This window comes from Vibrio floridensis (genome assembly GCF_021852965.1).
Classification (GTDB): Bacteria; Pseudomonadota; Gammaproteobacteria; order Enterobacterales; family Vibrionaceae; genus Vibrio; species Vibrio floridensis.
Window position 1 is genome coordinate 93,254 of record NZ_JAKGCY010000001.1, and the last position, 20,180, is coordinate 113,433.

At 46.3% G+C, this 20,180-nt stretch carries 17 protein-coding genes; 14 read left to right on the top strand and 3 right to left on the bottom strand.

The features are described from left to right. Window positions 1–51 precede the first annotated feature (51 nt). Window positions 52–810 carry a substrate-binding periplasmic protein gene (locus LZU85_RS00420; protein WP_237286076.1) on the top strand — a complete coding sequence of 253 codons (759 nt, stop codon included), beginning with the start codon at window positions 52–54 and terminating at the stop codon, window positions 808–810. A gap of 41 nt (window positions 811–851) precedes the next feature. On the opposite strand, the gene ribA is transcribed toward LZU85_RS00420, so the two are convergent. Together ribA and LZU85_RS00430 are read right to left on the bottom strand one after the other, a co-directional pair. Further along, window positions 852–1,907 (bottom strand): GTP cyclohydrolase II, encoded by a 1,056-nt coding sequence (ribA, locus tag LZU85_RS00425; RefSeq protein ID WP_176297810.1) that lies wholly within the window; start codon window positions 1,905–1,907, stop codon window positions 852–854. 181 nt (window positions 1,908–2,088) lie between these two features. Further along, window positions 2,089–2,286, bottom strand: a complete 198-nt coding sequence (locus tag LZU85_RS00430; RefSeq protein ID WP_011082071.1) for a PA3496 family putative envelope integrity protein — start codon at window positions 2,284–2,286, stop codon at window positions 2,089–2,091. 346 nt (window positions 2,287–2,632) lie between these two features. On the opposite strand from LZU85_RS00430, the gene LZU85_RS00435 reads away from it, so the two are divergent. Genes LZU85_RS00435 through LZU85_RS00445 form a run of 3 tightly spaced genes read left to right on the top strand, consistent with a single transcriptional unit; the run spans window position 2,633 to window position 4,880 of the window. Further along, the gene (locus LZU85_RS00435) at window positions 2,633–3,478 is read left to right on the top strand and encodes an ABC transporter ATP-binding protein (protein WP_237286077.1); all 846 of its coding nucleotides are present in this window, start codon (window positions 2,633–2,635) and stop codon (window positions 3,476–3,478) included. Window positions 3,479–3,480: 2 nt separating this feature from the next. Then, on the top strand, window positions 3,481–4,413 hold the full coding sequence (locus LZU85_RS00440; RefSeq protein WP_176297813.1) for an ABC transporter ATP-binding protein: 933 nt from the start codon (window positions 3,481–3,483) through the stop codon (window positions 4,411–4,413). Further along, window positions 4,413–4,880, top strand: coding sequence for a transcriptional regulator (locus tag LZU85_RS00445; RefSeq protein ID WP_176297814.1), 468 nt, complete (start codon window positions 4,413–4,415; stop codon window positions 4,878–4,880). The genes LZU85_RS00440 and LZU85_RS00445 overlap by 1 nt, the downstream gene beginning before the upstream one ends. Window positions 4,881–5,230: 350 nt before the next feature. On the opposite strand, the gene LZU85_RS00450 is transcribed toward LZU85_RS00445, so the two are convergent. After that, the gene (locus LZU85_RS00450; protein ID WP_176297815.1) at window positions 5,231–7,201 is read right to left on the bottom strand and encodes a replication initiator protein RctB domain-containing protein; all 1,971 of its coding nucleotides are present in this window, start codon (window positions 7,199–7,201) and stop codon (window positions 5,231–5,233) included. Between the two features lie 1,299 nt (window positions 7,202–8,500). Here LZU85_RS00450 and LZU85_RS00455 point away from each other — a divergent pair. The 10 genes from LZU85_RS00455 to LZU85_RS00500 all read left to right on the top strand — a co-directional run bounded on the left by LZU85_RS00455 (window position 8,501) and on the right by LZU85_RS00500 (window position 20,177). After that, entirely contained in the window at window positions 8,501–9,712 is a 1,212-nt protein-coding gene (locus tag LZU85_RS00455; protein ID WP_176297816.1) for an AAA family ATPase, read from the top strand. A 13-nt stretch (window positions 9,713–9,725) separates the two neighbouring features. Beyond that, the gene (locus tag LZU85_RS00460) at window positions 9,726–10,700 is read left to right on the top strand and encodes a ParB/RepB/Spo0J family partition protein (RefSeq protein ID WP_176297817.1); all 975 of its coding nucleotides are present in this window, start codon (window positions 9,726–9,728) and stop codon (window positions 10,698–10,700) included. Between the two features lie 89 nt (window positions 10,701–10,789). After that, the gene (locus LZU85_RS00465) at window positions 10,790–12,826 is read left to right on the top strand and encodes a tRNA(Met) cytidine acetyltransferase TmcA (RefSeq protein WP_237286078.1); all 2,037 of its coding nucleotides are present in this window, start codon (window positions 10,790–10,792) and stop codon (window positions 12,824–12,826) included. A 309-nt stretch (window positions 12,827–13,135) separates the two neighbouring features. Further along, window positions 13,136–13,390 (top strand): STAS domain-containing protein, encoded by a 255-nt coding sequence (locus LZU85_RS00470; RefSeq protein WP_176297819.1) that lies wholly within the window; start codon window positions 13,136–13,138, stop codon window positions 13,388–13,390. Between the two features lie 31 nt (window positions 13,391–13,421). Further along, window positions 13,422–13,781: a response regulator gene (locus LZU85_RS00475; protein WP_176297820.1), complete on the top strand. Its 360-nt coding sequence runs from the start codon at window positions 13,422–13,424 to the stop codon at window positions 13,779–13,781. A gap of 33 nt (window positions 13,782–13,814) precedes the next feature. After that, window positions 13,815–15,923: a chemotaxis protein CheA gene (locus LZU85_RS00480; RefSeq protein WP_237286079.1), complete on the top strand. Its 2,109-nt coding sequence runs from the start codon at window positions 13,815–13,817 to the stop codon at window positions 15,921–15,923. Between the two features lie 9 nt (window positions 15,924–15,932). Next, on the top strand, window positions 15,933–16,439 hold the full coding sequence (locus tag LZU85_RS00485; protein WP_176297822.1) for a chemotaxis protein CheW: 507 nt from the start codon (window positions 15,933–15,935) through the stop codon (window positions 16,437–16,439). Then, a complete protein-coding gene (locus LZU85_RS00490) occupies window positions 16,439–16,900 on the top strand; it encodes a chemotaxis protein CheW (protein WP_176297823.1) in 462 nt (153 codons plus the stop codon). The genes LZU85_RS00485 and LZU85_RS00490 overlap by 1 nt, the downstream gene beginning before the upstream one ends. A gap of 8 nt (window positions 16,901–16,908) precedes the next feature. Next, window positions 16,909–19,338 carry an aerotaxis transducer Aer2 gene (gene aer2, locus LZU85_RS00495; protein ID WP_237286080.1) on the top strand — a complete coding sequence of 810 codons (2,430 nt, stop codon included), beginning with the start codon at window positions 16,909–16,911 and terminating at the stop codon, window positions 19,336–19,338. Continuing rightward, entirely contained in the window at window positions 19,323–20,177 is an 855-nt protein-coding gene (locus LZU85_RS00500) for a CheR family methyltransferase (RefSeq protein ID WP_176297825.1), read from the top strand. Before aer2 ends, LZU85_RS00500 begins: the two co-directional genes overlap by 16 nt. The last annotated feature ends 3 nt before the right edge of the window (window positions 20,178–20,180 follow it).

Below are 20,180 nucleotides of genomic sequence, written 5' to 3' on the forward strand. Positions count from 1 at the left end.
ATGTTCTAGTATAAATATAGTCCTGACTGCTCATTAGTAAACGGAGGGCATATGAAAGTATTCAAATGGACTTACCTTTCTCTCTGCGCTTGGTCACTTACGCCATCGGCCCACAGTGACGAAGTGAACTACTACGTCATTGCGAATCAGGCACGGCCTTTTCAAATTGAGGTCGATGGGCAGCATCAAGAAGGCATTGTGACCGATATTGTGAAATCCATTTTTGCCCAAAGCGAACACACGGTGAACTATCACACCTACCCTTTCAATCGCATGATTTCGATTTTAGATGCTGGAGGAGAGCAAAACTGGCTCACCTACGGCAGCCCGAGTTGGGGCAAGGCACAATCAGAGAATCTTTCCGAAGAACCTATTTACACTGTAAAACACACCTTGGTCACCAGCAGCCAAAAGCCATTTTCATTTCAAGGCATTGAAGATTTAAAAAACAAAGGCGTGGTGCTGTTGATGGGGTTTGATTATCCTCAACTCACCCCGTATATCGAGCAGGGCTACCTTGAAGAAATTCGTGTGAAAGATTATCAAGCGGCATTTAGAGTTGTCAGCCGAACCCCGGGAGAAACCGCGTTTGTAGAGATGACTTCGCGGGTGAACTACAACATCAGACAACTGCGCCTCAACCCCACGCACTATTCACAGCAACCATTTGAACTGGTGGTACCTGATTATGATATCTACCTCGCTTTCTCACCGAGCATGGATTCACAACTGCAAGCTTTCATCAACCGTCGCTTGAAAGAGATCAAGCAAAGCGGTGAGCTCCAAGCGATCATCGACAAGTACATTTAAGGGCCTAATGGCCCTTTTACTTCACTTACCCGTTATACACGCTAAGGTTTAACGAAGTTTTGATCAAACATGTGCCCCAACTTATTGGCTTTGGTTTTCAAGTAGTGATGATTATGCGGGTTGTTCCCTTCTTGCAACGGCACGCGTTGCCTTACCTCAATATTGGCCATCTTCAGCGCATTCACCTTGCGAGGATTGTTGGTCATCAGCCTGACACTCTCTATGCCCAAATAACTCAAGATGCCTCGGCAGAAAGTGTAATCTCGCATGTCAGCGCCAAAACCTAACTGCTCGTTCGCTTCCACCGTATCGGCCCCTTCATCTTGCAGATGATACGCTCGGATTTTGTTGATCAAACCAATACCTCGTCCTTCTTGGCGGAGATAAAGTAAAACCCCACACCCTTCGGCAACGATATTTTCTAGCGCTCGTGCTAGCTGAAATCCACAGTCACAGCGAGCACTAAACAAGGCATCCCCCGTCAAGCACTCTGAATGAAGCCGGATCAATGGGGAAGGATCACGACGAATGTCACCATAAACCAGCGCCAGATGCTCTTTGCCCGTAGCGTTTTCGATAAAACCGTACATTTGAAATGTTCCCCATTGGGTGGGCAGCTTGGCACTGTCGATAAACTGCACCAAATTATATGGTGAGGTTTGCCGTAGCTCATCGCGCACCGTCATGAGAATTTGCCCTAAATGGTTGTGCCCTTTTCCATCCCCGCCATCGCCCCAAAAAGCGTCTTTGTGGGAATGTTCGAGCAAATCCATTTCTCCGGTGGCAAGCAACTGATGAGCAAGTGGAGGATTTTGAAAGAACTTTTCGCGCACAATAAATTTCATCACTTCCACGCGAATATCAAGCCAATCGTGTCGCTGACACGCTTCATGCACACGAGACAAGGCAAAGGCATCGGCGGCGCACTCCGCGTTTTTAAGCTGCAACTGCAAGGCGGGATCTTCAAACTTCTGTGCTTGGTAATAGTGCTCGCTGCTGAGCCACACCTCACCGGACACAGTAATCGAGCACGGAAAGAAATTGGCGAGGAAGCCATGATCATCATCTGGCTCATAGAAATAAATCGGTTTGTCCATGGTGTTACTCCTGACGTCACTACACAAACAATAAGAAATAAAATGCATATCTTATTGATATAGTGTTTAGTAACGCGCAGAAGGATTGTCAAACCAAACAAGGGTTCTTCTGGTGCTGAAAAACACAAAGGGTAGCGTAGCGCTACCCTCAAGTTTTATAAAATCATATCGTTAGCAAAACTTAATGAAGCAATCCTAATTCCTTGGCTTCTTCAATGCTCAGACCACTTTCGCGGATCTCTCTTAGCGCTTCAATACGTCGTCTTGCCTCTGCTGATTTCACTTGCTTCTCTGGCCTAAGGACAACTTCTTCTTCAGAAACTTCCCACTTGTGAGCCATATCTGCCATCTCGTCATGGTTGATTGAATTAATGGACATATCTCCTCCGAACGCACCATGTTGTTGACACCCGATCTATAGCAAACCCGATTTCGTGAATTAAGTAAAACAGTGAGGATTTGTGACCTTTTCCACCCTTCTACTAACTAAATTATAAAACCATCACTAACTTTTTGCTTAATCGAAATCTTCAAAGTACATTCAGGAGATTCCCCCAACGAAAATGAACTGATCAAGCTCTCATTTTCGGTCGAGACCTTTTCGTCTTTGCCCCTATTCAGCACCAATCTTTCGAGCTACTTCAACAAATTTCCACTGCAAGCTTTTTCAAATCAACACCAACTGGTAAATGATAATAGTTATCATTATATTTGTAAGGTGTCTTATGAGTGTTCACTCTCTCGCAAAAGCGTTTCATCCTGACCCTGTGCTGCAGGTGCGGAACTTGTGTGTTGACTACATCACTGACAACGGCGATTTCAATGCCGTTAAATCGGTCAGTTTCGATATTGGCAAAGGTGAGATTTTTGGCTTGGCTGGTGAATCTGGCTGCGGTAAAAGTACCATCGCATTTGCCATCAACCGCTTGCACAAGCCACCCGCATTTATCTCTGGTGGCGAGATAATCTTTGAAGATCGCAATCTATTGTCGCTTTCAGACCAAGCACTCGGGGCTCTTCGCTGGAGTGAGATTGCCATGGTATTCCAAAGCGCGATGAACTCACTCAACCCAGTGCTCACTATTGAAGAGCAGTTTGCCGACGTTTTACGCCACCATCGCGGCTTCTCCGACAGCCAAGCCAAAGATAGAGCAGAAAAGCTATTGGATTTGGTCAATATTCCGCGCCATCGTTTGAGCGAATATCCTCACCAGTTCAGCGGCGGAATGCGTCAACGCCTAGTGATTGCGATAGCACTCTCACTTAACCCCAAACTCATCATCATGGATGAACCAACGACAGCACTGGATGTTGTGGTGCAGCGAGAAATCTTGCAGCAAATCTATCAACTGCGGGAAGAGTTTGGCTTCTCAGTCCTGTTCATTACTCACGATTTGGCCCTAATGAGCCAACTCTGCGATCGCATTGCTATTATGCGCCACGGAGAAATTGTTGAAGTGGATCTCTCGTATCAGATCCGCAATCACCCTAAACATCCCTATACCCAAAAACTCTGGGCTTCGTTCCCCAATATCCATGATGTCCACAAAACCGCAGAGCAAGGAGCCTAATCATGAATGCACCAATCATTGAAGTGAAAAACGTGATCAAAGAGTTTACCGTTGGCGGTGGGTTTGCTCGCAGCGAACCTTTTAGAGCACTGCAGGGCGTTAGCTTTAAGCTCTATTCAGGACGTACACTGGCGCTGGTGGGAGAATCTGGATGTGGAAAAAGCACCTGCGCTCGATTGATTACCAAGGTCTATCCACCCACCGATGGGCAGATCCTATTCCATGGACGTGATATTGCAGAACTGCGTTCGCGTAAAGATGTACTCGCCTATCGGGGTAAAGTACAGATGGTGTTCCAAGATCCATTTGGCTCACTCAACCCTACCCACACCATTGAGCATCACTTAACACGACCACTTAAGATTCATGCTCAAGTCCGCTCGGATAGTGAGATTCCAGCACGGCTAACTGAGCTGCTCAAACAAGTCGAGTTACCAGAAGAGACGCTGGCCAAGTTCCCTCATGAACTTAGCGGAGGTCAACGACAGCGCGTAAACTTAGCGAGAGCACTGGCGGTTGGCTCACAAATCATCTTAGCGGATGAACCCACATCCATGTTGGACGTGTCCATTCGTTTAGGGGTATTGAACCTTATGCAACGGATGAAAAAAGAGCTAGGTATAGGTTTTCTCTACATCACCCACGATCTTGCCACTGCACACTACATCGCCGAAGAGACGGCGGTCATGTACAAAGGCCAGATTGTTGAATGGGGAGATACACAAGCGATTTTGCGAAACCCTCAGCATCCTTACACTAAGTTGTTGATATCGGCGGTGCCCGATCCAGATTTGCCGTTTGGCAATCTCGTTCAAAGTGAACCAAACTATTCAGTGGATGCGGATGCCATTCGTCAGCAAAGCAGTATCGTAGTAGACGAATGCGAGCAGATTGGCCCTAATCACTTTGTCAAACTTTGGACTAAGGCGGCGTAATGGATCTTTCTATCTGGCTAGCAAGCTTTTCCGACTGGTATCAGCACCGAAAACATGATCAAGGACGTGAACTGGAAGCACTGGTTTTTTCCGCACCCGATTCGGTTTTTGGCCCTGAGCTGACGGATGATCAAAGCAAGGCCGTGGCTTGTTGGCTAGATGGATGCCTTCGACTTTTCCAACACTATCGGTATCACAATCCCTCTCGCGCTTTTGAGTACTTAATGTATACCGCCAGTAAACTCGAGCAAGTTGGTTGCGATTATTCCACCGACATTGAGATTCGCGATTGGTGTATCAAACGCTTGCAACATATGGCGGTGCTCAGTCTGGAGTTTTGTGCAGAACAAAGTGATCAAAGGATTTGGTTACCCAAAGCCAATAGTATTATCGAAGGGCATGTGAAGCTGATGGATGCGCTTGCTTGGAATGAACCACGAAAGCATGATCAAGTCACTTGGCATTGATCGAACTCAATCACGAATCGATGATCAACGAGAAGACAAGTTACCAGCACATTTTTGGATAAAAAAAAGCGAGTTCATACGAACTCGCGAAATCTATTCAGAATGAATGTAACAATATGAGCCAATCTATTAATCATCAGAAAGGACAAAAGGTTGTCTATTCGCTGTTGATATTATCCCCACCACCTCGCGTTAATGTCAGCGAATTGTTAACGTTCGGTCTGATTTCCATCAATATACAATTTGTTGCAAATGGCAACAATTCGTTACGTGAATAACGTAAAGTAGCGCGATGGAACATCAAGCTCGATCAATTTTGAGCCTGAAAGCATGATCAAGGAACGATGCGTTTAAACCGAAACTTCGTCTAGAGCGCGAAAAACCGTCTCATCAAGATGCCCTTCAAACACTTGGCGACAAACTTTCCTACGAACGGCAAGACCCGCGATCAGTCGTTCAATAGAGAGGTGTTTGTTCTCCGTTTGGCTGTTGTACAGCTCCACTACCTTACTTAGGGTTTCATAAGGCAAGATGTGTTCATCCACCCGAATGTAATCAAGCTTCTCTAACAGCTCCTGGCACTCTTCTTTAATTGCGGCATATGGATGCCCTGTCATTGCCGACAAAGCCGTTATACTGCGTTCTAGAGCCTCTAAAGAGGTATATTTAGTTAACGTAATGGTGATTTCGTCCGCATTGATTTCAACAAGGTGCTTACGTAGCTTTACCCGACGTCCCAAATTGCCTTTTGGCGAACGCTCTTTACGCTGTATTGGCTCGAACTCGCCATCAATAATGCCTGAGAGCTCATCGAGCTTCTGTTTACTCACCATTTCATTGCGGAGTGGGTTTGGCAACGTTGGCGCCATATTGCGTTTGCCTGCGTTGGTGGTGCGCGCACGCGAGTAACGTAATACTTCTTCGACATCACATTTGATGTCAACTTGGTAGTCGATCACTTTGTCTTGTTCAACGATCGTTTCCAGTGTTAAGTGGTAGCCCCATAAATTCACGACAAAAAGATCATCGGTCCCCTTCCCTTCCGACAAACGACGCAATTCGCGGATCAGATCCATGGAAAAACGACGCCATTCGATGTTTCGCGCCAATTTTTGGTTCAGTTCACTTAGCAGCATGCTGTCGGTATGACGGCGTGCCATACGCGTCCGAAAATAGGAATAGAGTTGAAACACCAAGGTATGCTGTTTCAAGATCTCGGGCGGGAACAGAAAGAAATAGTCGCGAGTGAGCAGCTCTTCGTAAAACGACGGCTCCCAAACCAAGATGTAAAGGTTAGGTTTGATACGAATTTCACCATCACTCCCTTCCGTTGGTGCTTCTTCCGACGCTGTGATGGTGCGTGCTAGGAAACGAAAACGATCACTTTTAAAACCTTCAGGCATATTTTCGCTCAGCCAACGTCCCGTCAGTTCATGCAGCTGAAAGTCCGTGAACTCTATACGATCTATGCTATCGCGGATCGAATCACGAGCGGGACCACTGTCTTTTTTGCCACGCAAAGAGAGAATGTCCGTAATGTAAAGTGGCGTTTTATTGGGAACATGAGCCGCATCCATCTGATATTCTTCTTTGTGATGATCATGGTATTGAACCGTCAACGTAAACAAGGCAAATAAGGTCATCAGATCATCGACCGTCATGATGTTTTTTGATGATCGTGTTTCGATCACGGCCCGCGTACCCGAGATCGACACCATGGACTTTTGATAGCTTTTACGCGTTCGGGGTGGTGCCAGTGCTTGATCAATAATACCGGCCCAGTTGGTTGGTGAAACAACAAATTGATCGGCCTCGTCTTTCATTCCTGGAGGAGTGTTAAGACCATGTTCATTCAACAGGCGTTTGTTCACTTGAGTTTGTGCTAGTGCTTTTGAGCGTTTTTCTTTTTCGGTCTGTTTGACTTTTTCTGTCACTAGGCTACTAGCACCAAGCACTGAAATCAGTTTGTTTGGATTAACGAAGTGATGCAGCATGGTTTTACCTGCTAGTCCTTCTTCAAAACGAACTGGTGTTTGGGTAAATAAACCAATGGCAACAGCGGCACGCAATCGTTGCTGAATCGCAGCGCGAGTAAGATGCCCATCTGTCGCTTCAACTAGTTCCGTAGTAGAAACCAGACCATCTTTACTGCTAAAACCTCGTAATGAAATCAGGTTAAGCAACTCAAGAATGCTTTTGGTTACCCCTTTAAAATGTTGGTATTGTTCAACCCAATCGGCTGACGATTCGTTAACCTCGAATAAATGACCATCCTTGTGGCTACGTGGAGCCTTGATCAGTATTTTTTCTTCTATTGTCATTCTAGATCCAGATCACATTGGCCGTAAAAGCACTATAGTTCCAAGAGAATAAAGAAAATTAGATCATAAATAAAGAAAAAAGCTTGTTTTTAAATAACTGATCTTTTTGATTAAACTGATCTTAATTGATTATATGATCTATTGATCTAGAGGAATGGAAGGGTGTAACCTTATGATAATAATAGACTTTTAAATATTCCCGTCGGAAGGATGATCATAATAACAATGAAAGCATGATCATTAAACCTTTGAAAACATGATCAAATAGACCCGCAAAGATGATCATCAGAAATCCCCAAGTGTGATCAACGTGAACATGAAAGCATGATCATGATGGATAAACAACTTATCCACAGTTGCAGCTATTCAATAGCTTGTTCGTACTTTTCCTTTGGCAACAATGTGAATCGGAAGCATGATCACCAATGGCCTCTCTCTATACTGGTTGTTCTCTATTTCGCCACTTTTTCTCTCATGCCCATATAAAGGTGAAAATATGCTCGCTATTGGCTTATTTAGAAAACACGGTTCAATACTCGAAAGCATGATCATGATATTTCGCTGTAAATGAATTGGTTGGCTTGATAATTGGTGTCTATCTCTCACAGACAGATTATTGCCGCATCTCCCATTCTATCTGCATTTGACCGTAGTTTGATGGTTTTTTTTCATGCTTCCGAGAATAAATGTACTTGATCATTGTTCCGTAGAAAAAGGATCATTATCTCCGCTGAGTTCACGATCAATTTTCATCATTCTCTCCATGATCATCGTTTCGTGAGGGATGAATGTCGCGGAAGAATGATCAACGCTACACTTGATCATTCTTCCTATATCAATTTACCAATGTTGTGGTGAAAAAGCGGCCTGCTAGTGCCAGAAGCATGATCATGAATAATTGGGTGCGATGGTGAGCGAGCATAGTTATGTTGTGTCATTTATTGTCTGTGCTGGCGCTTTATTGAGCTTAGCAGCGATTTTCCAACGTTCCGTTAATATTCATCTTACATGGGCCGTAATTTAGTGATGTATGTCAATCGTTCCGTGATTTTTCACTTTACAATGTAAATAAGTGATGCTGTAACACTTTAAAAGTTTCCCTGTTTGAATGCCATTATCAACGAAATTCCATGATGAAGAAATGGTCGATTGACCAGTCTTTGTTGATTTTTACATCATTATGACGTGAATAATTCATTTTTATGTGATTATTCTTCAAAATGAACGTTCACCTTTTTGTTGTTTTAAGTTGTAAGTGCTGTACAATCTGGAGAAAGATATTTCTCAAAGGAATAGACAATGAAAAGAGAAAAAACGATCGAAAATCTCATTCAGTTGGCTGAATCTACCCAACAGGTTCAAGCAGACCGTATTGAGATTGTGCTAGAAGAGCGCAGTGATGATTATTTCCCACCAATGTCAAAGGCATTAATGGAAACACGTTCAGGATTAACTCGTCGCAAGTTGGATGACGCGATTGGTAAGATGGAGGCTGAAGGTCACCAATTTACCAAGAACAACGCGAATCACTATTCGATCACTCTTGAAGAAGCGCACATGCTGATGGATGCTGCTGGCGTGCCAAAATTCCACCAGCGTAAGAATGGTGGTAATGGTAAACCTTGGATCATCAACGTGCAGAACCAAAAAGGTGGTACGGGTAAATCCATGACGGCAGTGCATTTGGCTGCTTGCTTGGCGTTGAATTTGGATAAGCGTTACCGTATCTGTCTGATTGACTTGGACCCTCAAGGGTCGCTACGTCTGTTCTTGAATCCACAAATTAGTATTGCAGAGCACGACAACATTTATTCTGCGGTCGATATTATGTTGGACAATGTACCGGAAAATGTCGACGTTGATCGTACGTTCCTACAGAAAAATGTGTTGTTACCAACGCAATATCCGAACCTGAAAACCATTTCTGCCTTCCCTGAAGATGCAATGTTCAACGCAGAAGCATGGCAATATCTCTCTCAAAATCAATCGCTAGATATTGTACGTCTACTCAAAGAGAAGCTGATTGACAAAATTGCCGATGACTTCGATATCATCATGATTGATACGGGACCGCACGTTGATCCATTAGTATGGAATGCCATGTATGCGTCAAATGCACTGTTGATCCCTTGTGCGGCCAAGCGTTTGGACTGGGCATCAACGGTGAACTTCTTCCAGCATTTACCTACGGTGTATGAAATGTTCCCAGAGGATTGGAAAGGTTTGGAGTTTGTGCGTCTAATGCCAACCATGTTTGAAGACGACAACAAAAAGCAAGTCTCTGTGCTAACAGAAATGAACTACTTGTTGGGTGACCAAGTGATGATGGCGACGATTCCACGCAGCCGAGCGTTTGAAACGTGTGCTGATACCTACAGTACGGTATTTGACCTCACCACCAGTGATTTCGAAGGGGGTAAAAAGACCCTCGCCACGGCGCAAGATGCGGTGCAAAAGAGCGCATTAGAACTTGAGCGTGTTCTTCACTCTTACTGGTCCTCATTGAATTAAGGGTAATTAAGTTATGGCAATCAAAACTTCCGATCTCAATGCGAAACTGTTTGGCAAAGCAAACAAACGCCGCGTTGCAACTCCTCAAGAAGCGCAAACTGCGGCAAAAGAACAAGCTCAGGTGATTGAGCTGGCAGTGGCGGGTGAAGAAACCGTGACGTTTGAACTGGTTCGTATTGCGGCGGATCAAGTGGCCTCAAAGACCTCAGTTTTTGCAGAAAATGCGCGTGAACAATCTTTCTTAACCGAGCACGCGCTGTCTGATGTTTTGGCAACACTGCGTGAACGTGGTCAGCAATACCCTGCGGTGGGTCGTCGTACGGCGGATGGCAAAATTGAAGTGCTGGACGGTAGTCGCCGTCGTATGTCTTGTATTTTGGCGGGCCAAGATTTCTTAGTCTATGTGGCGGATAACATCAGTACGGAACATGCTAAGTTCCTATCTGATGTGGCGAATGCCCACAAGCCTTTGTCTTTGTATGAAAAAGGCAAAGAGATGTTGGCAAAACTGGAAAAAGGCGACGCGGAAGACCAAAAAGCGCTGGCGAAAATGTTCCAGTGCAGCGAAGCCCTCGTCAGTGGCGCATTAAAAGCGGCGTCATTGCCACTTGAGTTACTGCAAGCGTATCCAAATGTGAGTGACCTTGGCCGTCCAACCATCGTCAAGCTGCACAAGCAATACAATTCGTTGGCAGAACCGCAGCAAAAAGCTCTACTTAATAAATGCCGCACCAATGAAGGCTTTGTTTGGCAACGCAGCCAAGCGCAAGGTGTGGCTCGTTTAACCAAAGAAGTGACGGAAAACATCGAAGCGTGGATTGCGGAACTGAGCCCGGTGAAAGCGAAGGCTAAAGCTGAGAAAGTTGAACTCGTAAAAGATCGCGCAAGCTACAGCCGCAAAGGCAGCAACTTGTCACTAAACTTGAAAAAAGTGGATGACAAAACCATGGACGAAATTCTGCAGTTCTTGGCCAGTAAGCTAAACTGATTTTCAGTGAAATAATAACGAAAAGCCGCTCATGCGGCTTTTTTTGATCTTGTGCTACCATAGCGTGATTTTATTTTTCGGAATCGATGATGGACAAGCAACTACAATCACTTTTGTCACTTCAGCAACAAGCGCGCTTAACGGGCCAACGCTATGGCGTGGTATTACACGGCGATGAAAACGAACAGCATGCATTGCTTCGTAACCTGCTTCAAAAGCCAAATCAGCAACGTGTGTTTGTGATGGGGGAGGGGATTATTGAACCTTCTTTAGTGACGCAAGTGGTTTCCATTAAACAAGGCCAACGTCTTTTAGGTCAAGAGTGTCAACTGTTGATCATCGATTGCCGTGAGCAGTTCGATGCCAACAGTTTTTCCGCAGCTTGCGGCTCGCTCTGTGGTGGGGGGCTGTTACTGATTCTACCTCCGAATTTCTCACAAGAATCGGTGTGGCATCAGTGGTTTTCTTCACGGCTGGAGCAACTCATTCAGCTTCTACCTGATCACCTTTTTGAGCCTACCGAATCACTATTTTGCGTCGATGGTATTCACTCCCTCCGTTTTGAACAGCAAAATTTTGCCGTGGAAGCCATTCAACGTGTGGTCACGGGGCATCGGAAACGCCCCCTGTTGCTGACGGCTGATCGCGGACGTGGCAAAAGCAGTGCTTTAGGCATCGCCAGTGGTGAACTGATGTTAAAGCGGAAAACACATATTGTGATAACGGCGCCTAGTCTTGGTGCGGTTGAACCCGTTTTCCAACATGCACAGAACACTCTGACAAATGGCCACGTATCGCACGGTAAAACGACGACCGAGGATGCCTCGTTGGAATTTATTGCCCCTGATGATTTATTACAGCGCTTGCCTAGCTGCGATTTGTTGTTGGTGGACGAAGCGGCTGCGATTCCACTGCCAATGTTAAAACGCATGGTTGAGCATTATCATCGCTGTGTCTTTTCCACCACGATTCATGGTTATGAAGGTTGTGGACGAGGTTTTACGACGAAGTTTCTGCCGTGGCTAGAAACTCATCGACCAGGGATGAAGCATTGCCACTTAGATCATCCTATTCGCTGGAATCCAAACGATGCGTTAGAGCAGTGGTTAAACCAGACCTTCTTGCTCGATGCCGACATATCACAGCCAGAAACGGTCGATTATTCGAACTTGTCACTGCGCTTGGTGAGTAAGTCCCAGTTGTTGCAAGACAGTTCGCTCTTGCGTGAATGTTTTGCCTTATTGGTCAATGCGCATTATCAAACCTCACCGAATGATTTGATGCAGCTTCTTTCTGATGATGCAAGCCAATTGTGGCTGGCACAAAGCAATGATGTGGTTGTCGGCTGCTTGCTGACGGTAGAAGAGGGCGGCTTACCGAGCGATCTGATTGAGCAAATTCAGTTAGGCAAACGCCGCCCCTCAGGTCATTTAGTTCCCATATCGTTGGCTAATCACCTTGGTTTATCTCAAGCGGCAGAGCAACATTCTTTACGCATAATGCGGATTGCTGTTCATCCTCAACACCAATCGAAAGGTATTGGGCATGCAATGTTGGCGCAGTTAGAGTTACAGCTAAAGCGACAGTTTGGACAGAAGTTCGATTTCCTCTCAACCAGTTTCGGCGCTACCGATGCGCTATTGCGCTTTTGGTCTCGTAGCCAATATCAAGGTGTTCGTATTGGCTTTTCTCGAGATGCGGCTAGTGGTTGCCACTCATTTATGATGGTAAAGCCGCTCTCTGGCCGCACTCAATCTTGGTTGATTAAAGCCGAACAGATGTTTGACCAATGTGTGCCAGAGTGGCTGGCTTCTTCACTTCGCGATCTCGAAACCGATGTTGTGCGCGCTTTGTTGCCTTCACTCAACGGTCGAGTTCTCTCTTCTGCTCAACTTAATCTTGTTCGTTATTACGCTAAAGGTGGCAACAGTTTTGAGAGTGTGCAAGTTTGGCTTCGACAATGGTTACTCACGATTGAAGCTCAACAAGTTGATGAACTGCTGATTCGTAAAGTATTGCAAAATCGCTCGTGGACGGAATGCGCCCGCGAATTTTCGTTGCCAGGACGTAAACAGGTAGAAGGGCAATTACGTCAAGTGATTGCGACTTTGCTTTTACAACACTGATTTACACTGTAAATCACCAACGTCGGGTTGATGTCGTTGAGAGTTCAGCCTGACTTACTCCCCACTGTTTGTTTTGCCACCACTAATATTTACAGTGTAAATCAGACAAACCGATCAAAACCGTACCACTCTCGTGTCCAAAGCTCCCCAAGCTTAGCTGTTTGTTTTATCTGTGAAAATTCGTACTCGTTGTTATTAATCATTCAGCAGATCAAGAAAAGAACCCTTATTGAATTTGCGTATTAATGAATCCTTTCTAGACTCAGAATATGAGCCTATGTTTATAAAAAAGACAATAAGGATAAATAGATGGAATGTTGGTTGGCTGAGTGCTTAGACATAAGTTCGGTACATGAATGCCGTGCACAATACTTGCAATGGCTTGAATCTGACCAACCTCTTCTACTGATGGGAAGCGCGGTGCGCAAAGTGGATGCTGCAGGCATTCAGGCCCTTGCTTCGTTTATTCTTAGCGTCAAACAAACAGGCTCAATCATGGAGTGTAAAGATTTCTCTGAAGTGCTTGAGGATGCCATCGCGCTTCTCGGGTACGAGCTCAATTAATTAGTGTCAGTTTGCAATCTAGGGGGCCGAGATGGTGAAGATTCTCGCAGTGGACGATTCTGTCTCAATTCGTCAAATGGTAAGTCATACACTAAAAGACGCGGGTTATGATGTAGAAACGGCGAACGATGGTAGTGATGCACTCAACAAATCAAAACTCACCAAATTCGATGTGGTGATTTCCGACGTCAATATGCCCAACATGGGCGGCTTTGAGTTAGTTCGAGCCATGCGAGCCATTCCCCAATATAAGTTCATTCCTATACTGATGCTGACCACGGAAACCAGCCCTGAGAAAAAAATGGAAGGTAAATCCGCAGGGGCAACAGGGTGGCTGGTGAAGCCATTCAATCCCGACACATTACTCAAAACCTTAAAACGCGTACTTTAACAAGCGAGTAAATGTCGGAATAAGGAGCGTCAGATGGCTTTGGACATGGAACTGCTGCGCAGAATGTTCTACGAAGAGTGTCGTGAAAATTTAGAAGTGTTGGAAGATATCCTGCTTAATCTCGACCCAGCTCAAGTAGAAAAAGATCTCATCGACACCATTTTTAGAGCGGCTCACTCTATCAAGGGTGGAGCGGCAACCTTCAATTTGTTGGATATCAGTGAGTTCACGCACACCGTCGAAGCGTATTTAGACAAAGTACGCAATGGTGAGTTAGTGATGACACGAGAAAGCGTGGATGTTTTGCTGCGCAGCTGCGATGGAATCCGAATTTTGCTTGAAGGTCACGAGTCAGGGGAAGCGGTGGAAAGCGACAGCTTAGCAGGAGTCAGCCAGGAGCTTGCTCAGTTGCTTCTTGGCAATGATAGCAACAGCAGTGATGCCTTGGGCGAAACGTCAGATAACGAGGTCGAGTCTCAAGCTGCCATCGCGCCGTTTGAAACAGAAACCAGCGCCACCACTACCAGTCAGTGGCAAGTGAAGTTTCGTCCACACCCTACAATTTTCTATAGCGGAAACGATCCACTGCGGATTTTACGCGAGCTCAACGAGTTGGATGAGCACGCGCAACTGACTTGCGATACGAGTCAACTTCCCGACATTCAAGCACTTGACCCTGAGCTCTGTTATACCCATTGGTTTATCACCCTATCTGGAGAGGTCGAAAAATCGCAAATCGAAGAGATATTCGAGTGGGTGGAGGATGAATGCGATTTAGAGATTACCGCTTTACCTGCCGTGTCCACCTATATCGAACAAGAAACGCCCACCGTTCAACCTGAACGCGAGGTGGCGCAAACTGAGCCAACGACGGTGGTTGCTGATGCCGCGAAACCCGTATCACGAAGCAGTAAAAACAGCAAAAGCGATTCGGCAGTGACGTCGATTCGTGTTGATATCGATAAGGTCGATAACCTAATCAACTTGGTTGGAGAGTTGGTGATCACCCAATCCATGTTGGCCGAAATTGGCAGTGATTTCTCCATCGACAAACTGGACAAGCTCAAAGCAGGGTTAGATCAACTGCTGCAAAACAGCAAAGATTTGCAAGAACATGTGCTCAATATTCGTATGTTGCCGATGAGCTTTGCGTTTAGCCGTTTCCCACGTTTGGTGCGAGATTTGTGTGGACGCCTTGGTAAAGAGGTGGATTTGCAAATTCATGGAGAACACACGGAGCTGGATAAAACCGTTTTGGAGCGCATTGTCGATCCCTTGGTGCATCTGGTGCGTAACGGCATCGACCACGGCATTGAGATGCCAAACGAGAGAGAGCAGAAGGGAAAACCGTCATTTGGCACCCTCACGCTCAATGCTTTCCATCAAGGTGGTTCAATCATTATCGAAGTGAAAGATGATGGGGCAGGCATAAACTGCGATCGCATCTGGCAAAAAGCCGTAGAGAAAAAAGTACTGCCTGCCGATTCTCGTCGCGAAGAGATGAGCGACAAACAGATCATCAATCTCATTTTTGCCCCCGGTTTTTCGACCGCAGATCAAGTTTCCGATATCTCTGGGCGTGGTGTCGGAATGGATGTGGTGAAACGCAATATTGAAGAATTGGGCGGCCATATTGAAGTGGAGTCCCTCCACGGACAAGGCAGTAACTTCACCATTAGCTTGCCACTGACTCTGGCTATCCTTGACGGGCAGTTAATGAAAGTGGCGGGTGAAGTGTATGTTATTCCTCTGCTTACCATCATCGAATCCATCCAAATTGACCCGAACTACATCAAACATGCCGCTGGTGGTGTTGAGCTTTATCGTCTACGTGAAGAAAACATCCCGATTTTACGTTTGCAGCATGAGTTCGATATGGGAAACAGCCGTGAATTCCGCAGCAAAATTTTATGTGTTGTTGAAGCTGCGGGTACGCGAGTCGGGCTGCTGATTGACGAGCTGTTGGATCAGCAACAAGTGGTGATCAAAAGTTTGGAATCCAATTATCAGAAAGTGCCCGGTATTTCAGGAGCAACGATTTTGGGTGATGGCTCGGTGTCGCTCATTTTGGATGTGCAGGGGCTCATTACAACCTTTTTAAAACGCCGTGCCGAGAGTGGCAATTCTGGCATGGCAGCGTAGGTGGCAATCATGGACGCAGTTCAACCGTTAAATAGGATGTTGGCCGAGAGCGATGAGCAAGACAGTACGACAAAAGTGGAGTACCTCAGCTTCAACTTGGCCAATGAGCTGTATGGCATTGCGATTGAAGATGTGGAAGAGATCCGCGTTTGGGAAAGACCCACGCCGATCCCTCGCTCTCCTTTGTTTGTGAAAGGGGTGATTAACCTGCGTGGCATGATTGTGCCCGTGATGGATTTGCGTCAGCGTTTTTCCGTCGGAGAGTGTGTCTATCTGCCCACTACGGTAGTGATTGTGCTTCGTCATCGCTTTCTCGAACAGCAGCGTCTCATGGGCATTGTGGTGGATGCTGTTTCCGATGTGGTGAGCCTCAGCACCCACGATATCAACAGGCCAGTCGGCGACACCCCGGTTTCCACTTTTATGCTTGGTCTAGTGAACGTTGGTGAGCATGTAATGACGTTGCTTGATACGTCTGAGCTGATGGACATAGAGTCATTTCAGGAGGCAAGCTGATGGAACAGCAAGAGTATTTGAGCTTTGTAGTGGATAACGATGAATACGGTGTGCCGATTTTGGATGTGCGTGAAGTGCGAGGTTGGAGCGAGGTAAGAAAAGTGCCAAACGCACCGAAGTATCTGGTGGGTGTGTTAGAGATCCGCGGAGAGTATGTCCCTGTTGCCGATCTACGCGTGCGTTTTAATCTTTCGCCATCTGAAATTGGTAATACCACGGTGGTGGTGGTGCTTAACGATGTGCAACATAACCCGTTGGGCATCATTGTGGATGCCGTGGCGGAGGTCTATGCCTTAGATGACGGCGAAATTAAACCGCCGCCACAAACCATGAAAATGGAACAACGATACATCAAAGGATTGGCAGCAACGGCCAATGGTCACTTGATGATAATTAATCTGGAAGCTCTATTTGATGTGGCAGAGCTGAGCAGAACAACAGTAGAAGAAGCGCTAATGTGAGGTCAGGTATGGCATTTTGGAATCGCAACAAGGAAACGCAACACAGCTTTCGTCCACAAGTATCTCATCCAAGAGATACCTTGTTAAATGAGGTGGAAGAGCAAGAAGAGCTCAGTAAAGAACAACTGCTATCGGCATTGAACACCGCTAAAACCGCGTTAATGATGGTGGATCGTGATTTTAAAATTACCTACATCAACGAACAATCGATGTCGTTGTTCAAGCAGCATGAAGGTTTGTTCCGTAAACATTGGCCCAATTTCAGTGCTGATAAAACCTTTTTGATGGGCGCGTGCATCGACATGTTCCACCGCAATCCTGCCCATCAAAGGCAACTGCTCTCGACGCCAGCGAATTTGCCATACACCACCACCATCGCTATTGACGACGTGCGATTAGAATTGAATGTTGGCGCGATGCTTGATGCATCGGGAAACTATGTGGGGAACACATTGGAGTGGCAAGATGTCACGGAAGCCATACGCAAAGAAGACCGCATTGCTCGTTTGCAAGCCGCTATCGACCAAGCGCAAACTGCAATGGTGATGATTGACCGTGATTTCCTCATTACCTACGTCAACGAAGAAACGGTGACCTTATTTCGTCGCCATGAAGCGGCCTTTCGGGGCGTTTGGTCTGGTTTTACTGCCAGCAAAGAGTGGTTGATGGGACGATGCATTGATGAGTTTCACCGCAATCCTGCACATCAACGCAAGTTGCTCAGCGATCCGAATAATTTACCCTATCGCACCGACATTGCGGTTGGGGATGTTCGTATTGAACTCAATGTTGCCGCGGTGAAAAACGCACAAGGCGAATACATCGGCAACAGCCTCGAGTGGCGTGATGTGACTGAGCAGCGTGCCAATGAAGAAGAAGTGGGGCGTTTGGCCTCTGCGGTGGCGGGGATGACCACCAATCTGATGATGGCCGATAAAAACGGCATCATTCGCTATCTAAATCCTTCTCTTGCCAATTTGCTCCGTAGCCGAGAAAGTGAACTGCAGAAGGTGTTGCCTGGTTTTGATTCGCGCAATTTGGTGGGGAAAAGCATCGATGTTTTCCACAAAAATCCAGCACATCAACAGGCGATTATCGCTAATCCTGATCGCTTGCCCTTCAGTTCCAACATCAAGGTAGGCTCGTTGGAGTTCAACCTTACCTGTATCGCAATGCGAGATGGCAGTGGTAACTACATGGGGCCAGCATTGCAATGGATTGACATTACGGAACAGCAAGATGGACAACGTCAGGTAGAAAGCTTGATCCAAAAAGCGATAGCGGGGCAGCTGGGAGAGCGCATCAACACCTCTGTCTACAGTGGTTTTATGAAAGAGTTGGGTGACGGCATTAATAGCTTGTTGGACACCTTAGTTGAGCCTTTGGATCAGTGCATTCAGGTAATGAGCAAAGTGGCCAATGGCGATCTCAAAACGCAAATGAGCGACACACACCAAGGGGAGTTTGGGCGTTTGGCCGATGCGGTGAACACATCGATTCTGAACATTCGCAATATGGTGGACAAAATTACCGTCTCTTCTGCTCGCGTAGCGACCGCTTCTACCGAGATTGCCGACGGCAATAACGATTTGAGCCAACGTGTTGAAGCACAAGCCTCCAACTTGGAAGAAACCGCAGCCAGCATGGAACAGATGACGGCAACGGTGAGACAAAATGCCGATAACGCCAAAGGTGCCAACGAGCTCTCTGAAGACGCAGCGAAAAAAGCGCGCAAAGGAGGCGATGTGGTTGGTCAAGCGGTGGCGGCGATGGCAGAAATCAACAGTGCCAGTAAGAAGATTTCCGACATCATTGGCGTGATAGATGAAATTGCTTTCCAAACCAATTTGTTGGCCCTCAATGCCGCTGTTGAAGCCGCGCGCGCAGGCGAACAAGGCCGAGGCTTTGCGGTGGTGGCTGGTGAAGTACGCAACTTAGCGCAACGCAGTGCTGCTGCTGCCAAAGAGATTAAAGGATTAATTAAAGACAGCGTGGAGAAAGTCGATGAGGGCTCGCGCTTAGTGGATGAATCCGGTGCAACCTTAAATGACATTGTCGCTGCGGTGGAAAAAGTGACCGGACTGATCAGCCAGATAGCCCAATCGAGCATAGAACAATCGACAGGGATTGATGAAATTAACCGCGCCGTGTCGACGATGGATGAAATGACGCAGCAAAATGCATCTTTGGTTGAAGAAACCTCGGCCGCAAGCCAATCGCTTAAAGCGGAAGGTAAAGAGCTGCTCAACTTAATGAGTTTCTTTAGCACCGATAGCGGCATTACCACCTTGGAGACATCGAGCCCTGCCTCACCAAGTGCAGCGGCAGCGAAAGTGACCGCCATGCCTAAACGAACCAATATCAGCGAAATGAAAAAGCCAAGAGTAGCCAATTCCGGATTGAGGGCGGAGGAGAGCGACGAATGGGAAGAATTTTAACCAGTGAAGTGAACCTCGAACCCTCACAAGAGTTCGAGCTCACTGACAAAGATTTCAAATATGTTCAGTGGTTCATCCACAAACATGTTGGTATCTATCTGTCAGATCATAAGCGTGCCATGGTCTATGGCCGCTTATCGCGAAAGCTTCGAGAAAAAGGGCTCAAGCGATTTTGCGACTATCGTGAGTGTATTGAGAACAATCCAGAAGATCGCATGGCGTTCATCAACGCATTGACGACCAATAAAACCCACTTCTTTCGGGAAATTCATCACGTTGAGTTTCTTGAAAGCCACCTAGTTCCCTATTGGCAAGAGCAAGGTAAACGAGCGGTGAAGATATGGTCGGCAGGGTGTTCTACTGGCGAAGAGCCCTACAGTTATTTGGCCAGCTTACATCGCAGTGGCTTTTTCGATGGTGTCATCGATTGTAAGTTGCTGGCCACGGATCTCGACACCAATGTGCTGAGCCGTGCACAGCTGGGCGTTTATGATGACACCGCGCTGGAAAGCATCCCTCAACCTTACTTAAAAGGGAATTTTTTACGCGGAAAAGGCGCTCAAGCGGGCAAAATCAAAGTAAAAGAAATCCTGAAGACGCACGTGACATTTCGTCAGTTAAACCTGTTAGACGATTGGCCGATGAAACAGAAATTTGATCTGATTTCTTGCCGTAATGTAATGATTTATTTCGATAAACCAACTCAGCAGCGTTTACTCGAACGCTTTTATCATCAGCTCCATGATGATGGTGTGTTGTTTATTGGTCATTCCGAAAGTGTCGGCACCAATGGTCAGCTGTTTAAGCATTTAGGAAAAACAATCTATATCAAAGCGTGATTG

Coding starts and splice junctions, on each gene's coding strand:
- LZU85_RS00450 (WP_176297815.1), bottom strand. CDS start 7,201: ATGACAATAGAAGAAAAAATACTGATCAAGGCTCCACGTAGCCACAAG.
- LZU85_RS00500 (WP_176297825.1), top strand. CDS start 19,323: ATGGGAAGAATTTTAACCAGTGAAGTGAACCTCGAACCCTCACAAGAG.
- LZU85_RS00480 (WP_237286079.1), top strand. CDS start 13,815: ATGGCTTTGGACATGGAACTGCTGCGCAGAATGTTCTACGAAGAGTGT.
- LZU85_RS00440 (WP_176297813.1), top strand. CDS start 3,481: ATGAATGCACCAATCATTGAAGTGAAAAACGTGATCAAAGAGTTTACC.
- LZU85_RS00490 (WP_176297823.1), top strand. CDS start 16,439: ATGGAACAGCAAGAGTATTTGAGCTTTGTAGTGGATAACGATGAATAC.
- LZU85_RS00465 (WP_237286078.1), top strand. CDS start 10,790: ATGGACAAGCAACTACAATCACTTTTGTCACTTCAGCAACAAGCGCGC.
- aer2 (WP_237286080.1), top strand. CDS start 16,909: ATGGCATTTTGGAATCGCAACAAGGAAACGCAACACAGCTTTCGTCCA.
- ribA (WP_176297810.1), bottom strand. CDS start 1,907: ATGGACAAACCGATTTATTTCTATGAGCCAGATGATGATCATGGCTTC.
- LZU85_RS00430 (WP_011082071.1), bottom strand. CDS start 2,286: ATGTCCATTAATTCAATCAACCATGACGAGATGGCAGATATGGCTCAC.
- LZU85_RS00435 (WP_237286077.1), top strand. CDS start 2,633: ATGAGTGTTCACTCTCTCGCAAAAGCGTTTCATCCTGACCCTGTGCTG.
- LZU85_RS00475 (WP_176297820.1), top strand. CDS start 13,422: ATGGTGAAGATTCTCGCAGTGGACGATTCTGTCTCAATTCGTCAAATG.
- LZU85_RS00460 (WP_176297817.1), top strand. CDS start 9,726: ATGGCAATCAAAACTTCCGATCTCAATGCGAAACTGTTTGGCAAAGCA.
- LZU85_RS00445 (WP_176297814.1), top strand. CDS start 4,413: ATGGATCTTTCTATCTGGCTAGCAAGCTTTTCCGACTGGTATCAGCAC.
- LZU85_RS00455 (WP_176297816.1), top strand. CDS start 8,501: ATGAAAAGAGAAAAAACGATCGAAAATCTCATTCAGTTGGCTGAATCT.
- LZU85_RS00470 (WP_176297819.1), top strand. CDS start 13,136: ATGGAATGTTGGTTGGCTGAGTGCTTAGACATAAGTTCGGTACATGAA.
- LZU85_RS00420 (WP_237286076.1), top strand. CDS start 52: ATGAAAGTATTCAAATGGACTTACCTTTCTCTCTGCGCTTGGTCACTT.
- LZU85_RS00485 (WP_176297822.1), top strand. CDS start 15,933: ATGGACGCAGTTCAACCGTTAAATAGGATGTTGGCCGAGAGCGATGAG.